At 42.2% G+C, this 22,618-nt stretch carries 13 protein-coding genes; all 13 read left to right on the forward strand.

What is annotated here, in order from left to right; all coding sequences use genetic code 11:
• Window positions 1–2 precede the first annotated feature (2 nt).
• The 13 genes from KTO63_RS25445 (at window position 3) to KTO63_RS25505 (ending at window position 22,294) form a co-directional block, all read left to right on the forward strand.
• Window positions 3–1,358, forward strand: coding sequence for an ATP-binding protein (locus KTO63_RS25445; RefSeq protein ID WP_217795007.1), 1,356 nt, complete (start codon window positions 3–5; stop codon window positions 1,356–1,358).
• 141 nt (window positions 1,359–1,499) lie between these two features.
• On the forward strand, window positions 1,500–6,041 hold the full coding sequence (locus KTO63_RS25450; RefSeq protein ID WP_217795009.1) for an eCIS core domain-containing protein: 4,542 nt from the start codon (window positions 1,500–1,502) through the stop codon (window positions 6,039–6,041).
• A 526-nt stretch (window positions 6,042–6,567) separates the two neighbouring features.
• Complete coding sequence (locus KTO63_RS25455) at window positions 6,568–8,088, forward strand: phage tail sheath family protein (RefSeq protein WP_232373336.1); 1,521 nt, start codon at window positions 6,568–6,570, stop codon at window positions 8,086–8,088.
• 34 nt (window positions 8,089–8,122) lie between these two features.
• A complete protein-coding gene (locus KTO63_RS25460) occupies window positions 8,123–8,554 on the forward strand; it encodes a phage tail protein (protein ID WP_217795011.1) in 432 nt (143 codons plus the stop codon).
• Window positions 8,555–8,630: 76 nt separating this feature from the next.
• Window positions 8,631–9,074, forward strand: coding sequence for a phage tail protein (locus tag KTO63_RS25465; protein WP_217795013.1), 444 nt, complete (start codon window positions 8,631–8,633; stop codon window positions 9,072–9,074).
• Window positions 9,075–9,080: 6 nt separating this feature from the next.
• Window positions 9,081–9,254 (forward strand): DUF5908 family protein, encoded by a 174-nt coding sequence (locus tag KTO63_RS25470; RefSeq protein ID WP_217795015.1) that lies wholly within the window; start codon window positions 9,081–9,083, stop codon window positions 9,252–9,254.
• Entirely contained in the window at window positions 9,254–9,973 is a 720-nt protein-coding gene (locus tag KTO63_RS25475) for a CIS tube protein (protein ID WP_217795017.1), read from the forward strand. Before KTO63_RS25470 ends, KTO63_RS25475 begins: the two co-directional genes overlap by 1 nt.
• Window positions 9,966–11,723, forward strand: coding sequence for a type VI secretion system tip protein VgrG (gene vgrG, locus KTO63_RS25480; RefSeq protein WP_217795019.1), 1,758 nt, complete (start codon window positions 9,966–9,968; stop codon window positions 11,721–11,723). Before KTO63_RS25475 ends, vgrG begins: the two co-directional genes overlap by 8 nt.
• Before the next feature lie 128 nt (window positions 11,724–11,851).
• Complete coding sequence (locus KTO63_RS25485) at window positions 11,852–12,142, forward strand: PAAR domain-containing protein (protein WP_217795021.1); 291 nt, start codon at window positions 11,852–11,854, stop codon at window positions 12,140–12,142.
• A 3-nt stretch (window positions 12,143–12,145) separates the two neighbouring features.
• On the forward strand, window positions 12,146–12,565 hold the full coding sequence (locus KTO63_RS25490; protein WP_217795023.1) for a GPW/gp25 family protein: 420 nt from the start codon (window positions 12,146–12,148) through the stop codon (window positions 12,563–12,565).
• Between the two features lie 21 nt (window positions 12,566–12,586).
• Complete coding sequence (locus KTO63_RS25495) at window positions 12,587–16,795, forward strand: baseplate J/gp47 family protein (protein ID WP_217795025.1); 4,209 nt, start codon at window positions 12,587–12,589, stop codon at window positions 16,793–16,795.
• 28 nt (window positions 16,796–16,823) lie between these two features.
• On the forward strand, window positions 16,824–20,000 hold the full coding sequence (locus KTO63_RS25500) for a hypothetical protein (RefSeq protein ID WP_217795027.1): 3,177 nt from the start codon (window positions 16,824–16,826) through the stop codon (window positions 19,998–20,000).
• Window positions 19,997–22,294 (forward strand): contractile injection system tape measure protein, encoded by a 2,298-nt coding sequence (locus KTO63_RS25505; RefSeq protein WP_217795029.1) that lies wholly within the window; start codon window positions 19,997–19,999, stop codon window positions 22,292–22,294. Before KTO63_RS25500 ends, KTO63_RS25505 begins: the two co-directional genes overlap by 4 nt.
• The last annotated feature ends 324 nt before the right edge of the window (window positions 22,295–22,618 follow it).

The following is a 22,618-nucleotide window of genomic DNA, read 5'->3' on the forward strand; positions in this document are numbered from 1 at the left end:
CAATGTTATACAACGCAGACAGAGCATCAACTTCCTCACATGCATTAGAAACTGCAATGAACAACCTGCAGCAAATAATTGTGCGACGTATGGAAGCGCATTTTTCACAGCAACATTTCCATTTCGAAAAATGGATCAGAGAAACATTCAAAGGAAACCTGCTGCTGAAAGATGTAACAAGTCACGTTCCCCAACTTAAAACAGAAGCAGAATGGATCATACTCGTGTTGGCGCTCGTGCCGCACATACACCCTAATTTTTTTGAATCGATTATAGCAGAACATCTACCCGCAGGTGGCGATTTTCCTGAGTTTGGAGGCGTTAAAGGAACCAATCACCGTGGCATGTTGCCAACCGGGGAAACGGCACAGTTCATTATTGGCGGACAGGATATGGAAAAAAGACTGGCCGTGCAAACCCTCTTTGAAGAGGAACATTTCTTTTACCAAAACGACATCATTTGGCTGGAACAGGTAAGAGAAGGTGAGCCGCTGATGAGCGGAAGAATTATTCTATCACCTGAATGGGTCAATTTCCTTTTGACAGGAACAGAGATAAAACCCAGGTTCAGCCCGGATTTTCCCGCGAAGCTGGTGTCCACAAAAATGACATGGGATGATCTTGTGCTGCATCCGTTCACAACCGAACAGATCGAAGACATTAAACGATGGTTCAAACATCACCATGAACTGGACGCGGATCCAAATCTGTCTCGAAAAATAAATACAGGTTACAGGGTTTTGTTTCACGGCCCTCCCGGAACCGGTAAAACACTTACTGCAGCACTGATGGGCAAAGAGTTTGACAAGGATGTGTATCGCGTCGATCTTTCGCAGATCGTATCAAAATATATTGGCGAAACAGAAAAAAATCTTGGCAAAATATTCGACAGGGCAGAACACAAGGATTGGATTTTATTTTTCGATGAAGCAGATGCATTGTTTGGCAAACGTACCAACGTGCAAAGTTCGCACGACAAATATGCCAACCAGGAAGTGGCGTTCCTGTTACAGCGTGTGGAAGATTTTTCCGGACTGCTCATACTTGCTTCTAATTACAAAGCCAATATGGATGATGCATTTCTGCGACGCTTTCACTCGATCGTTCATTTCCCCATGCCCAATGCGCAGGAGCGCTTAAGGTTGTGGAAGCAATCTTTGCCTGTTTCAATAAAGCTGAATGACAACATCAATCTCAAACAGCTTTCTGAAGCGCATGAGATCAGCGGCGCATCTATTCTCAATATCGTGCAATATGCAGCGCTAAAGGCTTTGAGCCGGGACGATAAAACACTGTACCATGAGGACCTGTTGAATGGCGTAAAGAAAGAGTTGCGAAAAGAAGAAAAATCTATGTGAGAGAGAACGCAGATTGTCATGATTATCATGGTTGTCATGATTTAAAATAAATGCTAAGTCATAAAAGATCATCACAATCATAAAGATCTGCCTGCCCGACTGAAGTCATTCATGCGGGCGTTCCAAAAAAATAAAAAGTTCATGTTTTCATCTGCGGAAAAAACAACAAGAAATGTAACGGCTGTGCAACAGAAAGAGGCCGGAACTACTTTCTTCAGGAAGGCAGGTGACGATGCATTTTTCGGAACGAAGGACGCTTCAACTTTTTTTGGAAAACCGGTGCAGGCAAAACTAAACGTTAGCCATCCGGATGATCCACAAGAAAAAGAGGCAGATGCTGTAGCCGATAAAGTAATGCGTTCGCAAGACAATGTTCATGTTATGGCTTCTCCTTTTGCCGGGAACAATAGCGATCGCAACAATGATGAAAGCCTGTCACGCAAAGAGGAAAAGGAACTTCATGCAAAACTGGAAACCGTTTCCCGTGAGGAAGAAAAACACATAGACAGCAAGCGTGACGTCAGAAATGTTGCGAGTGAAGCAAATACCATACAAACAAAACCGACCTCATTATATCACGCATCAACCATTCAGCGTTCAGGCAGGGACCCGCCGCAAAGCTCGATACAGTTTGAAAACCAATTAGCCGCATCAAAGGGAACCGGAAGCAAAATGCCGGACAATACCCGCATGTTTATGGAGAATCGTTTTGGCGCAGACTTCAGCAACGTAAGCGTTCACAACAATGCCGGTGCGGAACAGATGTGTACACATGTGCAGGCAAAAGCATTTGCACACGGCAGTGATATTTATTTTAACAAGCAGCAGTATTCCCCTCATTCTGCTGACGGAAGTTTGTTACTTGCTCATGAATTGACGCACACCATTCAACAAGGAGCGAGCCCTGCAACAAACACTATATCACGACGATCATTTTTTGATACCAACCTTTCAGATATCAACGGCGGCAGCATGTTGCCTTCAGAAGCAAGAGACTATTTTGACGACAGCTATCATGTAGATGTGAGTGACATCCGCACGCACAACGACATGGAAGCCATGGCGATTTGCCGCTCGCACAACGTCGCGGCTTTTGCGCAGGGAAAACATATTTTCCTTGATCCATCAAAGTATTCAGCAGACAGCGAAGAGGGCGCCTCTGTACTGGTAAAGCAAGTTGCCGATTCTTTGAAACAACGGTCGATGGGTCAACCCGATATGATGGGAATGATCAACGCTGCTATTGCAAGTGCGAAAAAGAATGCAGCTGCTGCGAAGAAAAGTGCCGCTAAAAAAGAAGAGCCAACCAAAACAAAAGATAAAAAGAAAGGGCCAGCCGGAAAAGAAAAGAAAGGGGGAAAGGGAAAAGATGCAGGTGGTAAGAAGAAAGGAAAACGCAAACCTGCACAAGGAGATGGCCCCGCATTCAAGCTGGTAAAACCAAAGCCAGGTAAGTCACCGGCCATACCGCAGGAAGATGCTGCATTTCATAAAGTAGTTGACAAAACAAAAGCCGCGGCACGAAATCAGAAGTCACATGTACCCGCCGAGGCGAAAGCCGCAGATGCGCAAAAGGCTGCAGTGGCTGTGCCTAACGAAGCCGATAGCAAAGCGAAGAATAGAAAAACCGACACCATTGATGATGCTGGCAAGAAGGACCTGCCTTTTGATGAAGCTGGGTTCAAAGCCGACTTGCTAAAGAAAATAGAAGAAGCAACTCCGAATACACTTGAAGACGCTACGGAGTTTAAGGACCACAATAAAGTTGGGGATGTCAAAAATGCAATGGGCGAAAAGGTTGCCCATGAAAAAGAACAAACAACCGGACCTGTTGCAAAAGCAACTGCAAAACCATTGCAGGTAAATGAAGCAGACAACAAGCATCCCGTTCCATTGGCGCCAACATTAAAAGGTGCAATGCCTGCAGGCGTTGGTGCACCGGAAGCTGCCCCTAAACCAAAACTACTCAACGAAATATCGCTGCAGCAACAAAGTAAATCACTTGATGACGAAATGAAAGCCAACAACGTAACGGAAGAACAGTTGGCAAAAAGCAATGAACCATCATTCAACGCAGCGCTGGCAGAAAAGAAAGGCGCACAAAAAGACGCTTTGCAGCGACCCGTGCAGTATAAGAAAGATGAAGCGGGTATGCTTAAAGAAGCAAAAGATGGCGCCCAGGCGGATGCCGTAAAATCTGTGGTGGCAATGAACACAGCCAGGGGAAAGAATTTCGAATCTGTGGTGCAGCATCAGCAAACAGGCAAGAAAAACGATGAAGAAAGAAGAACCAATGTTGCAAAGGACATAGAAGAAAAATATAAGATCGCAGAAGAAAAAGTAAACAAGTCACTGACTGAAGCCGACACAGAAGCCAACAAGATTTTCGATGAAGGCGCAGAGGCGGCAAGACAGCAATTTGAAAACTATGTGGATGAAAAAATGACCGCTTATAAACGCAAGCGCTACTCCGGATTCTGGGGCGGTCTTCGCTGGGCAAAAGATAAGCTGTTTGGAATGCCAGACGCAGTTAATGCTTTCTATACACAAGGACGGCAAATGTATTTGAATAAAATGGATCTCGTTATTTCAAAAGTAGCGAGCCTCGTTACGGCCAAACTCAATGAAGCAAAACAGGCGATTAAAGACGGCAAGAAATCGATTGACGACTACGTGAAGAAACTGCCGAAAGACCTTGCTGATGTGGGCAAAGAAGCGGCAGAAAATATACAGGATAAATTCGACAACCTTGAACAAAGTGTAAATGATAAGCGTGAGCAACTCATAGAAGGGCTCTCAAAAAAATATGTCGACAACGTTAAGAAATTGGATGACCGCATAGAAGAAATGAAAGAGGCCAACAAAGGGCTCGTTGATAAAGCCATCGGCTTCTTGAAAAAAGTTTGGCAGGTAATCAAAGATCTAACCAACTTATTTACCTCCATACTATCACGGCTCGCTTCCATTATCGGCACCATACTCAGCAATCCGGGTGGCTTCTTTGACAATGTTGGTAAGGCATTCAAACAAGGACTTGATCAGTTTAAAAACAAATTCCTCGATTACCTTGAAAAAGGGTTGATGGAATGGCTATCAATCAACCTTGGCATTGCAGGCATTGAACTGCCGCAGAAATTTGATGTCATGGCCATCTTCACATTGGTATTACAAGTGTTGGGCATTTCAAAACAACACTTGAAGGAACGGGCCGTTGCATTACTCGGTGCGAAAACAGTGGAAGCAATGGAGACTGCAGGTGGCATATTGTATCGTGTGTACAACGAAGGACTCGGTGTGCTATGGGACATGATTTACGAAAAACTTACTGACCTGAAAGACATCGTTTGGGATGCCATCAAATCCTTCATTCAGACAAAAGTTATAGAAGCAGCTATCGTGTTTGTGCTCAGCCTGCTTAATCCGATTGGTGCATTTGTAAAAGTTTGCATGGCTATCTACGACTTCCTGATGATGCTGGTAAGATTTAAAGATCGCATTCTAGAGTTACTCGATAGTATTTTGGGTGCAGTGATAGACATCGCTTCCGGTTCAATAGGAGGTGCTGCCAACAAAATTGAAAATGCATTCGCAAAATCGGTTTCAGTAATTATTGGTTTCCTTGCGGCATTGCTTCATCTCAATGATATTGCTGCTAAAGTAAGAGATATTGTAAATCGCATTCGCACTAAGGTTGACAAAGGCATTGATTGGGTTATACAGAAGGGAGCAGCACTGGTGAAGAAAATAGGAGGTGTGTTTAAACCAACACCTAAAGAAAAAGGCAAAGAAGAGTATGGGCCGGAAAAGCAAGTGAAGATCAATGAAGGAATTGCAACGATGCACAGTGAACAGGAAAAGTATATGAAGGACGGAAAAATATCTATAGAAGATGCGGAAACAGTAGCCCATACAGTTAAGAAAAGACATGCTGTTTTCAGTTCGTTTACTGCCATAGAAGCAGGAGATACAGTAGAGTTTGTATACACTGCAAGTGCCCGAACTGTTGCAGGATCTGTACCTAGGTCAAAACGACGTTGTTTCGAATCTGGAAAGAAGGCACCGAATATCGGAAACATATCGAAGCATGGGAAACAAGGTTCAAGTTTAAGAAAAGGCGAAAAATTATTGTGGCTCGAATCAGAACATGTGTTGCCTTTCGCAACGGGCAAGACGTTGTGGCAAGCGTTGGCTTTGTATCTTCCTGAAAGAGGATGGTCCGAAGACAACCAGCAAACAACAATAATGATTTACTATAAAGCTGCCAGAATTAAGACTCCGGCGGACAACATCGTTAGTGGACAATTTAAACGGGCTCTTCGATCTTTGAACATTTCAGAACAGTTCAACATACAGAGAGTCCGGTATCAGGCAGGCGATCGCAGTGCCTTGTCAGAAGGTTCAAATATTTTGCAAAGTGTTTTGGCACCTTTTAAGGAAGCTAAACAAACCGCAATCAGTAGAACCAATAAGGCGATAAAAGATGAACATGGTTTCGTAGAGAGAGGCTGTTCAAAAACTAACGGAGAGCGTAGGGGCGAAACCAGTCCACTACCTTCATCATCGGATGTTAGCGAAGCAGCAGACCAGCAATATGACGACGTACTTAGACTAGTTACTAAAGAATTACTATCTGTAGAAAAAATGCGGCAAAGAATGGAAGCAAGGGGCCTTAGCAAATATTAGGATTCTGCGGCGAAACTCATGACCACAATACAACTATAGCCTCAAGTGCGAGCGAGAGTAATTGGCAAGTACGCTCCTAAAACCCAGTGATCTTAAGCCTTCGCAGATATTTAATTTTCAACATACTTGCATTTGACTAAAAAAATTGCAAACTTGCAAAGCTCTCTATTATAAATCCTGCCTGGGTTTATCATGAAAACTTGTTGGTGAAATTTAATCGAACATGTTACCTGCTTGTTTTTAAATTTCGACTACCCCGGATACCACCGTTCCCCTCGAAAAAATATAAAGTTTTATTCAGCGCATTAACATAATACAACGTAGATGTATTGTGGCTATTATTCTTTTGAATGCGCTGTAGGCAGTTTTTTATCCGGACACTTATCTGTAACGACACTTAAACTCTATCATATGATCGGTAAAAGAAAAACCGGCAATCTGATCAACAGCTCCTGATTGCGCCATTTACAAACATCTTCTCTCAAGATTTTCTTACAACAATTAATCATTTAAAAATACACTATATATGCCAACGTATAGAACACCCGGCGTGTATGTAGAAGAAATTGCTTCCTTTCCACCATCCGTTGCAGAAGTGGAAACTGCCATACCAGCCTTCATCGGTTTTACAAAAACAGGTGATAAGAACGTTCCCAAACGTATTACTTCCATGATGGACTATGTGCTTTACTTCGGAGGAGCCGACAAAGAAAAAAATATTAAGATTGATTTTAAGAATGTCAAAGACGAAAAAACAGGTGCGGTTACCGACACCATTATCACTGCCTCCAATTCCAAGCCTTCATCCAATGTGATGTACTACGCAATGCAATTATTCTTTGCAAATGGTGGAGGGCCTTGCTACATCGTATCTACGGGCTCTTATGACGACAGCGCCAACGCTGCGGGAGCGCCTGCAGCTTATTCAGCAGCACTGGGTATGATTGCTAAAGAAGATGAACCAACATTGCTTGTTTTTCCAGATGCTCCATTCATACTCTCTCAAAAAGATTATTATTCACTGATGAATGATTCGCTGGCACAGGCAGAAAAGCTAGGAGACAGATTTGCAATCATTGATGTTGTTGATGTTAAGAATGCTCCGGGCGATTCTGCGGATGCGTTTCGCAATGCGGGCGTGGGCGTTGATGATGATCATGCAAAATATGGAGCAGCTTATTACCCTTACCTGAATACTACAACGATAACTTACGAATATGATGATGCAAATATTGCTTTGTCAGGAGATGTACCTGCTGCATTGCCTGCAGCTGCAGGCGCGCCAGCTGCACCTGCAGCCCCGGAACCTGCAGCCGCTGCCGCTCCAGCCGCCGAGGGCGGAGCACCTGCAGCACCAGCCAGAGCACCAAGACCAGGACCAGGACCGATTGCGGGCGGTGCAAAATTCGATGGACTTACTAGTGATGTAAAAAATAAGATCAGACAAAAAATAAAGGACCTCAGCATTGTGCTTACTCCTGCGGCAGCAATTGCCGGAGTGTACGCAAATGTTGACAACACAAGAGGTGTGTGGAAAGCGCCGGCAAACGTAGGACTGAACTATGTTTCAGGGCCAGTAGTAAAAATAACAGATGATGACCAGGACAGTTTGAATATCGACGTGACTGCCGGAAAATCAATCAACGCGATCCGCGCATTTGTTGGTAAAGGAACCAAAGTGTGGGGTGCAAGAACATTAAGCGGTAATAGCAATGACTGGCGTTACATCAACGTGCGCAGATTTTTTAACATGGTAGAAGAGTCTGTAAAAAAATCAACTTACTGGGCCGTGTTTGAACCCAACGATATTAACACCTGGACAAAAGTTCGCGCCATGATAGAAAACTATCTTTTGCTGAAATGGAAAGATGGTGCACTTGCAGGCGTAAAACCAGATGACGCATATTTCGTTCGTGTTGGACTCGGACAAACAATGACTGCCGTAGATGTGCTTGAAGGACGCATGAACGTTGAAATTGGACTTGCTGTAGTAAGACCTGCCGAATTCATCATATTGAAGTTCTCACAAAAATTGCAGGTGTCATAAACAATCATCAAACCACTAAAATAAACTTAAGAATATGGCAACATATCCTCTTCCCGTTTTCCATTTTAAAGTTGAGTGGGGCGGTCAAAATGTTGGATTCTCAGAAGCATCCGGTCTTACACAAGAAGTTCAATTGATCGAATATAGAGATGGCAACAGTCCGGATTACTCCACCATCAAAATGCCGGGGCTGCATAAATTTAACAACATCACATTGAAACGCGGGATAACAAAAGGCGACAATGATTTCTTCAAGTGGCTCAACACCGTTAAGCTGAACACCGTAGAACGAAGGGATCTTACCATCAGCCTCATGAACGAAAACCATGAGCCGGTAATGGTTTGGAAGGCACACAATGCTTTCCCTGTAAAGGTAGAAGGCCCAGGTTTGAAAGCGTCCGGTAATGAAGTCGCAATCGAATCTATTGAAATTGCACATGAAGGCATAGTGCTTCAAAACGATTGATAAAGTTTCATACAAAGCAGCAACGCTAAGCCCTTTCCTTTGGAGAGGGTTTAGGTTGAGGTAAAATTAAGCAACAATGGCAGGAACATATTATCCACCTGTTGGTTTCCATTTTAAAGTAGATGTGAATGGGAAAGGTAATGGCGGCACGGATTTGCGCTTCCAGGAGGTTTCCGGCCTAAGTGCGGAGATCACCATTGAAGAACTGCAGGTAGGTGGTATAAATGCCTTCTCATACAAGCTTCCTGTAAAAGCAAAATATCCCAACCTCATCTTGAAACGCGGTATGCTGACAGATTCTAATTTGATAAAGTGGTTTAAAGACGCCATTGAAAATTTCATATTCGACCCCACACTCATTTACATCTACCTTCTTAATGAAGATCATCAAACCATATCAACATGGGAGTTTACACAGGCTTATCCCATAAAGTGGGCGATATCAGATTTCAAGGCGCAGGAAAATTCTTTGGTCGTAGAAACCATTGAAATAGCCTATCAATTTTTTCAACGCAAATAAAAACATATGCCTGTACAAATAAATGAGATGGTGGTAAAGGCAAATGTTGTTGAGAATGGCAAACAACAAGCAGATCCCAAAGGTGCGCAAACACAAAGCAGTGCAGTAGACAAAGAAGAGATCATCCGTGAATGCACCGAGATCATTCTCGAAATATTAAAGAACAAAAATGAAAGATAATGGGCGAGCAAAGTCTTAAGATAATCGCTTATGAAAAACCTTCCGGCGCGAAGCGTCAGCAGGAGATCGGTCATTTTACCGTTATGTTCAATCCCGCAACATTTGTGGTAAACAATAAAATTGAGTACAAGAAAAATGATACCAAAGGGCAGAACGGCGGCGATCCGCAATTTGAAAAAATTCCACCGCTTGAATTTTCTGTGGAGTTCACCATCGACGGAACTGGCGTCGGGTTGAACAGTAATTACAAAGAACAGGATTCAGATGTGCAGACCAATCCAAAGAATGAATATGTGCGCAATAAAATAAAAAAGTTGCGCGAAGTCACAGGTAGTAAAATAAATGGGGAAATTCACAGGCCCAATTATCTCGCTATTTTATGGGGAACTTTTTACATTGAATGTGTTATTACTGCACTTAATATTACTTACAATTTATTTGACGGCGAAGGTGCACCACTGCGCGCCAAAGTAAGCTGCAGTTTCCTGGAAAGGATCGGCCCCGGTCGCGATGGCCGGCAGTCAAGGCTTGAGTCGCCTGATCTCACAAAATACATAACAGTAACCGACGGCGATACTTTGCCTTTGATTGCAAACACCTATTATGATGATCCAGCTTATTATATACAAATAGCAAAAGTAAACAAGCTGAACAGCTTTCGAAATCTTGTACCCGGAACAAAACTTGTTTTACCACCAATGAACGACGACAATGAGTGATAACAATGCCATATCAACAAGAACGCAGCCAACCGACCTGGTAAACTTTAAAATACTTACCAATGGAAACGCGCTCAACGGCGAATATGGAGTTGTTTCCATAGAAACTGCTAAAGCATTCAATAAAATTGCCTCTGCGAAAATTGTTATTTCCGACGGAGATCCTGCAAAGCAGGATTTTAAAATTAGTAGTACGGATGATTCGCTTACACCGGGTAGTGAAATAGAAATTCAAATGGGATACCATACGCAGGCGAAAACAATTTTCAAAGGTGTAATCGTTAACCATTCTATTAAATCTTCAAAAAACAAAAAGTCATTCTTAACAATAGAGGCAAAGGATAAGGCTTTCCTTTTATCCGTAGGCAGGAACAATCAATGCTTCACGGAAAAGTCAGACGCAGACATCATACAGGCAGTTGCACAGAAGGCTGGAATCAAAGACGTTGACATAGCGAGCACCAAAGTGAGTTTTAAAGAAATGGTGCAATACAATTCCTCCAACTGGGATTTCATTTTGTCGCGTGCAGAAATGAATGGTATGCTTGTATTAACGGACGACAATAAATTGGTTGTGCAAAAACCTGACACCTCTGGTGAAGCTCAAAAAGAAATTGCTTACGGCATGGATGTGATAGAATTTGAAAGTGAAATAAATGGCCGCTCGCAACTGCATGAAGTAAAAAGTTATGCGTGGAACTATAAAGATCAGAAAGTGGTAGAATCGAATGAAGCGTCCATTCAGTTCAAAGAAACAGGCAATGTGAAAGCAAATGATATTGCGGATGCCCTTAAAATAAAAGAGTATAAGTTGGTGCATGCAGGAAGTATTGGCGATGAAGAGTTGAAAGAATGGAGCAATGCGCAATTGCTGAAAAGCAGGATGGCAAAGGTGACGGGCCGCATCAAGCTGAAAGGATTAAATGACCTTAAGCCCGGACAGCTTGTAAAATTGACGGGATTCAGCAAACGGTTTAATGGCAATGTGCTGATCACTTCTATCAGACACAGTTATGATAAATCCATTTGGGAAACGGAAATGCATTTTGGTCTTTCTGACGAATGGTTTTATAAAATGCCGGATGTAATCGAAAGACCTGCTTCCGGTATGATCCCCGGCGTAAATGGATTGCAGATTGGCGTAGTGCAACAACTTGAAAATGATCCTGACAACCAGGACAAAATAAAAATAAAATTGCCGATGGTGGATGGCCAGGAAAGCATTTGGGCAAGAGTGGCAACGCTGGACGCCGGGAAGGAACGCGGTTCTTTCTTTCGTCCGGAAATAGGCGATGAAGTGTTGGTTGGCTTTGTAAACGACGATCCCCGCTATCCCATTGTGCTGGGTATGCTTAACAGCGCGGCGAAACCTGCGCCATTAAAGGCCGCAGATAAAAATGATGAAAAAGGTTTTATCACACGCAGCAAGATGAAATTCATTTTTAATGATGATAAGAAGAGCATTCATATTGAAACGCCTGCAGGAAATATGATTGACATAAATGACGACAAGAAAGAGATTGTGATTGCCGATCAAAACAGAAACAAGATCACGATGTCATCAAGCGGCATTGAGATAGAAAGTGGTAAAGACATTTCGCTGAAAGCATCGTCAGGTAATATTCAAATACAAGGCATTAATGTTGAAAGCAAGGCACAAGCCAAGTTCAGCGGACAAGGGAGTGCGTCGGCAGAGTTGCAGTCGTCGGGAGTGACGGTGGTGAAGGGATCGATTGTGAACATCAATTAATAATTAATAATTAACAATTAATAATTGACCCCGCTAATAGAAACGATAAACATTAAGCAGTAACATACTGCTGCCGTTAATGAAAAATGCCATATTAATTACTAATTATTAATTATTAATTACCCAAAATGCCTTTCGCAGCCAGAGTCTCAGACATGCATACCTGCCCGATGGTAACAGTCTTGGTACCACATGTGGGTGGGCCGATATTGCCACCGGGATGTCCCACTGTACTGATAGGTGGATTGCCTGCGGCCACATTGGGCGATATGCTTGTATGCACCGGCCCGCCGGATGCGATCATTATGGGTTCGTCAACTGTAATGATAGGTGGCAGGCCAGCGGCCAGAGTGGGTGATGCGACTGCGCATGGAGGTGTTATCATTCTTGGATGTATGACCGTAAACATAGGAGGATAATATATGGATGAATTTCTGCACAATTTTATTGGTACCGGTTGGAAGTTTCCCGTTGAGTTCAACGAAGCATCGGGCGGAGTCGAGATGATCACCGGAGAAGAAGACATACAAAACAGTCTTGACATTTTGTTTTCCACCTACACAGGTGAAAGAGTGATGCATCCTGATTATGGGTCAGAGTTGTCAACTTTTCTTTTTTCGCCCATGAACAAAAGCACACTCACTTATATGGAGTCGATTGTGAATGATGCCATACTGTTTAACGAACCTAGAGTGGTGGTTAACTCTGTAGAAATTGAACCCGCAGCCAGTGAGCTTGGCTTGTTGCATATAAAAGTGAACTACACTGTAAGTGCGACCAACAACCGGTACAACTATGTGTATCCTTTCTATTTGAAAGAAGCGACCAATCTTCAACTCTAAGATCAATTTATATCAATAACTGTGAAGACGGACCTCAAAAAATACAGGAACATTTTAAAGCAGGAGGGAACAGCAAGAATTGAAAGATATCTGGCTGATCTTGATCCTGCTTCCGTGGTTATGGACGACCGATCACTTGCAAACCTGCTTTTGTATGCGCAAAAGTATTACAGCAATGTCCGGTTCATGCCTGCTAACAGCAATGACTTTAACGATAGCTGGGAAATGTTTTTTGAAAAGGATGTAATCTTTATACTTACAAAAATAGCCTCTAAAAATGCGCAGCATATCCGCGAAGCTTTTGATCTGTTATATAAACAATATGACGAGAATAAGAATGCAGAGGCGATAATTGAGCTTACGCAATACATTTACCAGCGCTTTCAAAAAATTAAAGAGTGGCTGGGGCTTATCATTGCGCATGAGTTGCTTCACAACGACCTTAAGATCTTTATTGATGCATATCTTTCCAAAAAAGCACAGGACTTTTATGCAGTAACATCTTTGCAAAGATGGAACGACAAAAAAGGAAGGGAGCTGCAGGAACAGGTTGCAACACTTATTGATGATGATATTTGGGGAACCAAAAGAGATTTTGAAGCGGCTGCTAAAGATATATTTATCGACGGCGCTGATGAAGCAGAACGATCTGCTAATGCAGTTATAAAACTGAATGATATTTTTGACACGCTTTATTATGTTACGGATGCGACGATCATTAATGCCAACAATTATTTTAAACAGATACTACAGGGAGAAAAAAGCCACGCGCCGCAAATTGCATTGCTCGTAGCTTTTTTGAAGATGTTTGAGTTTTTACAGCAAGACTTCAATAACCTTCCCCGGAAGCATCTTGATTATTATTATTCCCAAATGCTGGGCATTCAAAAGGGCAATGCTGTTTCCGACAAGACTTATGTCTATTTTGAGATGGCTAAAGGATTTGATGCTTACAAGATTGACAAAGGAACATTTCTTTCTGCAGGCAAGGATAAAAAGAATGTGGACCAATGGTATAGCGTTGATAAGGATGTGACGGTAAGCAAAGCAAGCATCACATCTATAAAGACAATGCTGGTAGACCGGACAGGAATAAACGGAAAGGACAATGATAAATCGGCAATCAAGGGTATCTATACAAATGAATTGCAAAAGAGTGACAGTGGCACTTTCGAGCCTGCACCCTGGAATACGTTTGGAGACTTAAATGACTATCGCGCCGATATTGGTTTCGCAATCGCTTCGCCTCAACTATATTTATCACAGGGCGACCGTACGGTTACGATCAATTTTGAAACATCAGAAAGTATTGATGAGCAGGAGTTTGATATAAGCCTTATTAGATTATTATTGACAGGCGAAAAAAAATGGCTCGACAGCAATGCACAGCAAGATGGCGTGTCCATTAACTATTTGAGAACAGAGGGCCCGCTAAACCTTGTATTAAGTTTCTCCGTGTCGATTGCGCAGCAATCAGCAATTGCAGCATTTGTGGCGGCCGTGCATGGCAACACATTTCAAAGCAATTCGCCCGTGCTCCAATGTCTGCTGCAATATCCCATTTTGAACGAAGGGGATGAAGATTATTACAATACGCTGTTGATGCAGTTGAACGTTCTTCAAAAAATAAAAACAACATCGTTTAGCATCAGGGTGGAAGTAGGCAATTACCAGGGCGCAAGTTTTAACGGCGTACGTAATGTTGCTATTCAAAATCATGAAGCTGAACTGAACAGCTCAAAACCGTTCTATCCATTTACAGGAACACCGAAAGTTGGTTCCTCTTTTTACATTAGCAGTGACGAACTGGAAGCAAAGCAGGTAAAGAAAATGGCCATCAATATCGACTGGATGTTGCCGCCAAACTTCAAAACATACTACGATAACTATTTTGCCCCTTACAACTCAAACAAATTTAATGTAGCGCTGAGTCAACTTAAAGACAACTGCTGGACGCGCATTACAGAAACACCTGTCATTGACGTCGACAGTTTCGAACCCAGGTTCAGGGTAATAAGAATTGATTTCGACAAACCAGGAAACGAAGAAGCGACTGATGTTACTAAAGCAGATTTTTCAAAGCCTGAAGGAACCATCCGCATGAAGCTTCTGTACCCCGACTTCGGCCACAGCATTTATCCGCAGCTCATTACATCTTCTGCCATGAGCAAAAGCAGCGATAAAAAATCCGTTGAAAACTATAGCAAAATATTAAAAAAGCATTTGCATGATTCTGTAATCATGATCCTGCTTCCCGCAGACCTGGATCAAAGGAACGGTTCTTTAAAGGCCGTCTATGATATTTTTGATCAAATACCTGATAACGGGCAGGCAGGAAACATGCTGGTAAAAGCATTGAACCTGATCATAAGAAAACACAATGGAAGCAATGTGATTCTTAAAAAAGAAATACCTGATGAAGAACAACCAACGATTGTAGCCGACGCCGGCAACCGGAGCATTGTAAACGATGACAATCTAATTGAAAGAATATTGAACCTCGGCAGGCGACTGCGTCTTGTGAGCAGAGATGTACATCACGATCGTGACAGGCAAACAGTGGGCGATGTTGCGGAATCAATAAATGAAGAGCTTGTAACTACAGCAAGTTTCATTCTTCCATCAGAAAGTGAACTGGTCGCACTCATAATGAACGAAACAAATATCGCTATCGGAAAAACGGTAACCAAAGTTTCTGGCGAACTTATCAGCCAGAGAAAAAGTGGCAGCATAACTCCCGCAGATACGGAAAGGATTATTAAGAGAGAGTTTTCTGAGTCTAATGAAGTAATCAACGATATTATTGCTGAAAAGATAGCTGCGCTGTTGCTGGCAAATGAAGTGCCACCACCACCATACACGCCGCTTATCAATTCTATTTCCATCAGCTACGTTGCTGAAAGCACTTACGACAGAACAAAAGATTGCATGTACCAGGTAACGCCTTTCGGTGTAGTAGAAACAGCGCCCTATTTTGAAGAGAATAATAACGAAGAATACAATAAAACGGCAAGATCGTACATCTTTCCGCAGAATGGCGTGTACAAAGGCAGTTCTACATTCGCTCCCGCGGGTATGTTTTTCATTGGCATTAAAGACCTTGTAAAAGATCACAATATTTCTGTGTTGTTTCAATTTGCAGAAGGCACAAGAAAAACCGAAAACGATCCGCCAAGAATTTCGTGGCATTACCTCACATCAAACAACTGGGTTCCGTTTAAAAATGAAGACATCGTTTCCGATAATACATACGGACTGCAAACCACCGGTATTATTGAATTTGCGGTACCAGACAAAATAACGAATGAGAATACGCTGATCAATCAACCCGGAACCTTTTGGATAGCGGCGATGGTACAGGATGCCCCGGCTTCCTTTCCAATGCTTTTAAACATTGCCCCTAACGCCGTAACTGCAACATTCAGGGATGAGGGAAATGATCCCTCTCATTACGAATTGCCATTGCCTGCACTGAAAATAACCAAACTGGTGGATGCCGTTGCGGCCATTAAAAAAGTAGTACAACCGCTTGCTTCATTTAATGGAAAAATGCCGGAGCAAGGCAAAGAATATTATGCAAGAGTAAGCGAACGGCTGCGGCATAAGGCAAGGGCACTTACTGTGTGGGATTATGAACATCTTGTACTCGCTACTTTTCCTGCAGTGTTCAAAGTGAAATGCCTCAACAATTATTACAACGGAAATTTTGCCGCGGGGCATGTAACAATTGTACCTGTGTGCGATCTGCGCAACAACGATACTTCGAATGTTGACCTGCTGTTTCCCAGAGCCAGTTATGTATTGCTGACAAGTATTAAGAAATTCCTTGCAGCACGTACATCACCATTTGTGAAAATACATGTGATCAATCCAGAACTTGACAGGATACTTATCACTTGTAAGGTGAAGTTCAGAAAGGGCGTCGACAAAGGATTTTATCTGAAGCAGCTTAATGCGGACATAGTTCGTTTTCTTACGCCATGGGCAAACAACGACATTAAGATGTTGTCATTTTCATCGAAAGTATACAGGTCATCCGTCACCAACTTTATAGACAAACGACCTTACGTAGATTTTGTTACCGACGTGGAAATGTTCCAATACGTTGAAAAAGAGAAAGATTTCTACAAACTGCCCAACGGAACCAAATCGTTGAAGGAGACGGCATTTACAACGCCGCATTCCATTTTGGTATCTGAGCAGGAACATAATATAAAACTGATCGATTGATGGTTTGATTTTTTATAAACGATTTTATATGCCAGAAAAAGCCAGGATAGATGTAAACAACAAACTCAATAAGTCGGAAGATTTTTATTTTCTGAAGAAGCAAGCCATTGAGATCATTGAAAATTTGTCTGGCAGAAACTGGAGCGATTACAACACACACGACCCCGGCATTACCATACTCGAAGCATTGTGCTACGCCATTACGGAGCTGGGTTACAAAACATCCCTTGACATTCAGGATATACTCGCTTCGGGAGATAATACCGATAAATTACATCATACTCAATTATACTCTGCAAGGGAAATATTGCCATGCAACCCTGTTACGCTTAACGATTTTCGCAAATTGATCATCGATGTGAAAGGTGTTAAAAATGCATGGGTGGAACTTAGCAGCGAAAGCGAAGTTCCAGTATTTATCAGGGAGAAACAATCGGGTGAAAATGATAGCAGCAAGTATGAATTAACCTATGATGCAGAGTCGGCCCTCCAGTTGCTTGAGCTCAGGGGGTTGTACAAAGTGTATGTTGAGTTCGAAGACAATATTCGTTTCGAAGAGCAAAAGGATCATATTGTATCAGTCATTCGCCAGCGGTTACATTCGCATCGCAATTTATGCGAAGACTTTGTAAGTATTACCTCTGTAGAATATGAATACTTCACAGTTAGTATGGAGTTGAAGGTAAGTGAAGGCGCAGATATAGAAAAGATCAATGCCAAAGTGTACAAACTAATTCATGATTTTATTTCTCCCGGCATAAAATTCTATACGGTTGAGCAAATCTTCTTGAAAGGATATAGTGTAGAAGAAATTTTTGAAGGCCCTGTATTAAAGCATGGGTTCATTGATGCAAAAGAGCTGGAGAACTCTGAACGAAGAAAAGAAATTCACGTCTCGGATATTATAAACATGGTGCTTGACATTGAAGGAGTCATCGCTATCATTGATTTCATGTTACCGGAAAATGCGGACTCTTTTGCCGATTTCAACGAGTGGATAAGCGAAGTGTACAAGCAGCAAAGAAAACCGAGACTGAACGCGAGCGATTCAAAGGTTACCTTCTCGAGGAGTGGCGACAGGCACAGATCTGAGGCAGACAAATATCCTGATAAAAACAAAGTGCTCGCATTGTACACGTTCATGCAAAGCGCCGATACGGGTACCAAGCTAAAGAGCTATACCAAAGACTTCATTTTGCCAACCGTAGCACCGGCGGGCATCATGGCCTATTATCCAGTGCAGCAGACATTGCCGGCGATATACGGCATGAAGGAGCAAATAGTGGATGAAGAAGTTGACCGAGAAGCAATACAAAAGGCATTGAATGATCTGAAAAATTTTGAAGAAAGGCAGCGCAGCGACGCAAAATATAAACCCGCCATTGCCGACAAAACGCTGCGCCTCTATGCGATAGCAAAAGACGAGTTAAATAAATCCCTTGGAGAAATCAATAGCGATGCAGAGATAAAGAAGCTAAAGAAAGCATACGTGTCCACACAAATGGAGTCGCTTGATAAAAAGAAAAGGCTCACACTGCAGCTCAGAGGGTTTCTGATGTTCTTCGAACAACTGCTGGGAGATTACCTACAGGACCTCTCCAATATAAAAAATGCGATGTCATTTGATGCCGAAGTATCCCCCGAATTCTCTTCGGATATTTTTTCGGAGATCAACGACTTTGAAACATTGTTCTTAAGCATACAGACTTACAACAACAGTCACAGCAATCTCGTGGAACCCGGCAATGGCTATTATTTCAAACGCACAAAAATATTGAATCACCTGCTTGCAAGGTTTAGCGAGGCCATGTATATCATATCAGACTTGCCGGATAAAAAATACGGCGGAGGTGGCGAGATACTGAAAGACAAGACCGCCATGTTGAAAGATTACATTCAGGTAAGTAAGTACCGGGGCAGGAGTTACGATTACACACAAGATGAGGTATGGGATACTGCAAATGTGGAAGGAATAAAAAAGCGGATATGCCGCCTCACAGGCATAGATACTTATGAAAGAACAAATATTACATCCGCCAACATTTCCGTTGAAGAAAAGATCCTTCAAAATAATATCAAACGGTATGAAGTCGTAGTAAGAGATCCTGAAAGCACAGAAGATGTTTTATTAAGAAGCGTGCATTATGAAAATGAAAGTGAGGCTTATGAAACCCTGACCTGGTTGCTTGAAAATGGCTCAAACAGGAAGTTATACGACGTAGAGGGTGAAAAGGGAAAGATTAGCTATGCGATCAAAAGACTGAACCAGGAGAATGAGTACGAAAGTATTGCCTCTGCACATTTCGATCATAGAGGAACAATGGAAAAGTCGCTGGATAAAGTTCAACTTTTCTTTGCCGATATTTCAAAGAATGAAAATTTTCATGTACTCGAACATATTTTGCTGCGGCCCAGGATCACTGGCAGGAGAAATGCTCCAAGAAAAAATGATGAGATTATTGAAGCTGACGTAACCCTTTTGCTGCCGGCATTGGAACCGGACGGGCCATATAATCTGGAGAAAAAAGAAGACAACGTATTGCGTTACAGGTTCAATATAGTTGACATACAAAAAAGACAAAGCGCAGCACCATTATGGAGCCTTCAAATCATCAACAGTGAAACTGATGAAACGGTGCTAATCATACCTGAAACATTCTCCATTTACAAGCATGCGGTTGATAGGATTGAGCATATCAAAAGGGCCGCTGCCGACCAGGAAAATTACCACACAAGTATATATGCCGATGGATTCAATCTATTCAAAATAGAAGAAAATGGAGTGACACTGGCAAGCAGCAAACAAAAGTTTAAAGACAAAGATGCGATGGAGTTGCTTATAAATGAACTGATCAATTTCTTTTCTTACGAGCTGCCGCAAGAAGAAATTGAAGACGAAGAGGACCTTGATAAATCGTCGCTGCTTGATCCATATTCTTTCCAGGTAACATTTGTATTGCCATCATGGCCCGCAAGATTTCGCGATGTGAGCTTCCGGCATCTGCTGGAGAAGGCGATTTTCCTGGAAGTGCCTGCACACATAGCGCCAACAATTCAATGGCTCGATCACAGGCAAATGAAAGAATTTGAAACTGCTTATAAAATGTGGATTACCGGGCAGGCAGACAACGACATATCGGATGTAGAGATTGTAAACAACCTTTTGTATGTGTTGAAAAAAATAAATGATGAGGCTCCAGAATGATTGAACACACTATTAACAGGGAAATTTTTGACTTTCACTACGGGTCAGAAAAAGTTGCTGAAAGAATGCAAAGGCAACTGGTGAATTACTATGCTTACGAATTCAACCAGATCATTCAGCGGGCCATTGAGCAGCAGTTTGCTTCCAGTGAATTCTATTTTTGTGACAGGATAGAAATTGACCTGGGTGATATTGAAGAAGATGCATTTGAAGAAAGAGAGGTGTTTGAAAAATTCGAGGATGTATTAACGCAAAAACTGAGGCAAATTAAAAACTCGCCATCCCCACAGGTTTCTTATGAAAAAATTGCAGAGGAGGTAGTGAAACAGTTTCTGCTGGAAGGTGATGTGCCCTGGTGGATCAACAAAAACGACGTCATAGCAATACAACCTTTGGTACGATTACTGGTTAACCGGGCGCCTGAGAAATTGATGGCCATCATAAAGCATAACAGGGATACTGCATTGGTAAGATTGGCTACTCTTTTCAACGAAAGCAGCAACAGCGATGTTATAGCATTCAAGTCATTTCTTGAAGCATTGAGAAAAGAAGGGCTGTCAATTGATCAACCTTCTTTGGTACCTGTTACTGCAGACGATCTGCACAGCCGCCGCTACGACAGAGCCAGGCTAGTACAAGGAAACAGAATTACACTTCAACTCCATGAGTCGGAGCCAGATGTACTGCAGAAACTGGAAAAAATATTAAGCAAGGGTGTTCACTCAGTTTCTTCAACTGATAAAGATGCGATCATTGCGGCGATAGTGAAACGTAAGAGACTGCTTTCTGCAATAAAAGAAATGACCCTGTTTACAAATCAGGAAACGATCAAAGCAATGACATGGCTGTTACAGAAACAAAGATTATCTGCCAGCGCTGAAAAAAAACTAACAATGCATTTGTCCACGTTTTCTGTTTATGCATTGCATTGGTTAGCTGCGGAAACACTCAGAATGCAGTCCCCAACAAGTGTGCGCCGTGATGAAGAAAATACAACCCCCGGTACGTCCAGCGATCTTAGTTCAAAGATCATAGAGAGCGAAGAACTAAAAGAAGCAGCGCAGCAAACCAGCAATAACGAGAATGAAAATGATGAAACAGACATCTTAAAACAAGAGGCACTAAAAGAACAGGCAGCAGAGCAGAAGTTGTCACAAAAGCAGGGTGCTTCATCTACGAACTTCTATAGCAGGGCGGCGTCAATAAATTACTTGCTTGAAAAGCTAAGACTCAAACACGCATCGTCCACAATATTTGACAACTATAGCGATTCTGCCATACAAGAGCTTGCGTCATCTTTTAACAAAATTGAGCAGGACGTGGCGGGCAAAAAAATGCTTGCTGCTTTTTTATTAGAACATCCCTATTTTTTCAAGTTCAATTTTCTCGAAATTATTACGGAGGGTTTTGCAATACCGGCACCGGAAGACCAGCGAAATGAATCATTGCGACGAACCACGGAAAGGGCCAACATCACAGAAACTTTATTTTCGGAATTAAAAACTTTGCGTCGCAAAACTGAAGCTATTTTGCAAAAACTTAGCGAAAATGAATTGCTGATACTTCAGGATGTTTTGCAGAAGAAATCGTTAGCAACTAAACGCGAACATCAAACAATGCAAAAGGTCTTACAGCTAATGCCTGTAAAACTACTTGTTCTTTTACAGGCTTTTACAATGTTGAGTGAAAGCAGCATCGCTTCCACAATTGTAGTTCAGTCTGCAGCCAAAGATCAGACAATCGATATAGTTGACGAACATCTACCTGTCGATCATTTTCAACATTCGGGACAGCCCAGAAAAATACAAATCAACAATGCCGGTATTTGCCTGGTTGCTGCATACCTGCCTTCTTTTTTCAAAAACATGCATTTGTTAGAGGATAAGAAATTCAAAAGCATTTCCCACGCCATGCAGGCAATGTATTTGATAGCTTACCTCGCAGAAGGAGCAACGAAGCACAAGGAGTATTTGCTACAGTTTAATAAAATATTAACCGGCTTTGCTGTTACCGATCCCGTGGCTCATATGCCAAGATTACCCTCAGGATATAAAAAAGAAGCAGATGCTCTTTTAACTGCAATCATTGAAAACTGGAAAGCTTTAAGAAATACGAGTATCAATGGTTTCAGGCAGTCTTTCCTGCAGCGCAACGGTTTGCTTACAGACAATGGGGACTCCTGGACATTGCAGGTTGAAAGAAAAGGGCATGATGTGTTGATAGACAGTGTTCCATGGAGTTTTAGTATGATCCGGTTTCCCTGGATGCGAAAGCCCGTTGTGGTAGAATGGTAAGTGCTTTCGCCTGCAGAAATGTCGATATACAAATTTCGAATAAAGGATTTTAAAGTGTAACTTTTGCCAACAACAGCCGCCCGAAAACACCCGCCGGACAAAAGATTCAACCTATCCCTGACCCTTGGAAAATGTTTAACTTTGTGTAACGGGTTGTATCTCTTTCAAATAAAAGTTGCGACTAAACAATAAGATCCGCATCGTAAGAAAAAAGTAGCACCCGAAGCTGCAAAATTTTTATCCCCGTACATTATTATGACAACAACAAAGTGTAGTCTCGCTACTAAGCCGGTTGCAGTTTGTTTCAAATCCTACCTGCCAATT

This window comes from Pinibacter aurantiacus (assembly GCF_019130065.1).
GTDB lineage: Bacteria > Bacteroidota > Bacteroidia > Chitinophagales > Chitinophagaceae > Pinibacter > Pinibacter aurantiacus.

Coding starts and splice junctions, on each gene's coding strand:
- KTO63_RS25485 (WP_217795021.1), top strand. CDS start 11,852: ATGCCTTTCGCAGCCAGAGTCTCAGACATGCATACCTGCCCGATGGTA.
- KTO63_RS25505 (WP_217795029.1), top strand. CDS start 19,997: ATGATTGAACACACTATTAACAGGGAAATTTTTGACTTTCACTACGGG.
- KTO63_RS25475 (WP_217795017.1), top strand. CDS start 9,254: ATGGGCGAGCAAAGTCTTAAGATAATCGCTTATGAAAAACCTTCCGGC.
- KTO63_RS25500 (WP_217795027.1), top strand. CDS start 16,824: ATGCCAGAAAAAGCCAGGATAGATGTAAACAACAAACTCAATAAGTCG.
- KTO63_RS25465 (WP_217795013.1), top strand. CDS start 8,631: ATGGCAGGAACATATTATCCACCTGTTGGTTTCCATTTTAAAGTAGAT.
- KTO63_RS25460 (WP_217795011.1), top strand. CDS start 8,123: ATGGCAACATATCCTCTTCCCGTTTTCCATTTTAAAGTTGAGTGGGGC.
- KTO63_RS25470 (WP_217795015.1), top strand. CDS start 9,081: ATGCCTGTACAAATAAATGAGATGGTGGTAAAGGCAAATGTTGTTGAG.
- KTO63_RS25445 (WP_217795007.1), top strand. CDS start 3: ATGTTATACAACGCAGACAGAGCATCAACTTCCTCACATGCATTAGAA.
- KTO63_RS25450 (WP_217795009.1), top strand. CDS start 1,500: ATGTTTTCATCTGCGGAAAAAACAACAAGAAATGTAACGGCTGTGCAA.
- KTO63_RS25490 (WP_217795023.1), top strand. CDS start 12,146: ATGGATGAATTTCTGCACAATTTTATTGGTACCGGTTGGAAGTTTCCC.
- vgrG (WP_217795019.1), top strand. CDS start 9,966: ATGAGTGATAACAATGCCATATCAACAAGAACGCAGCCAACCGACCTG.
- KTO63_RS25455 (WP_232373336.1), top strand. CDS start 6,568: ATGCCAACGTATAGAACACCCGGCGTGTATGTAGAAGAAATTGCTTCC.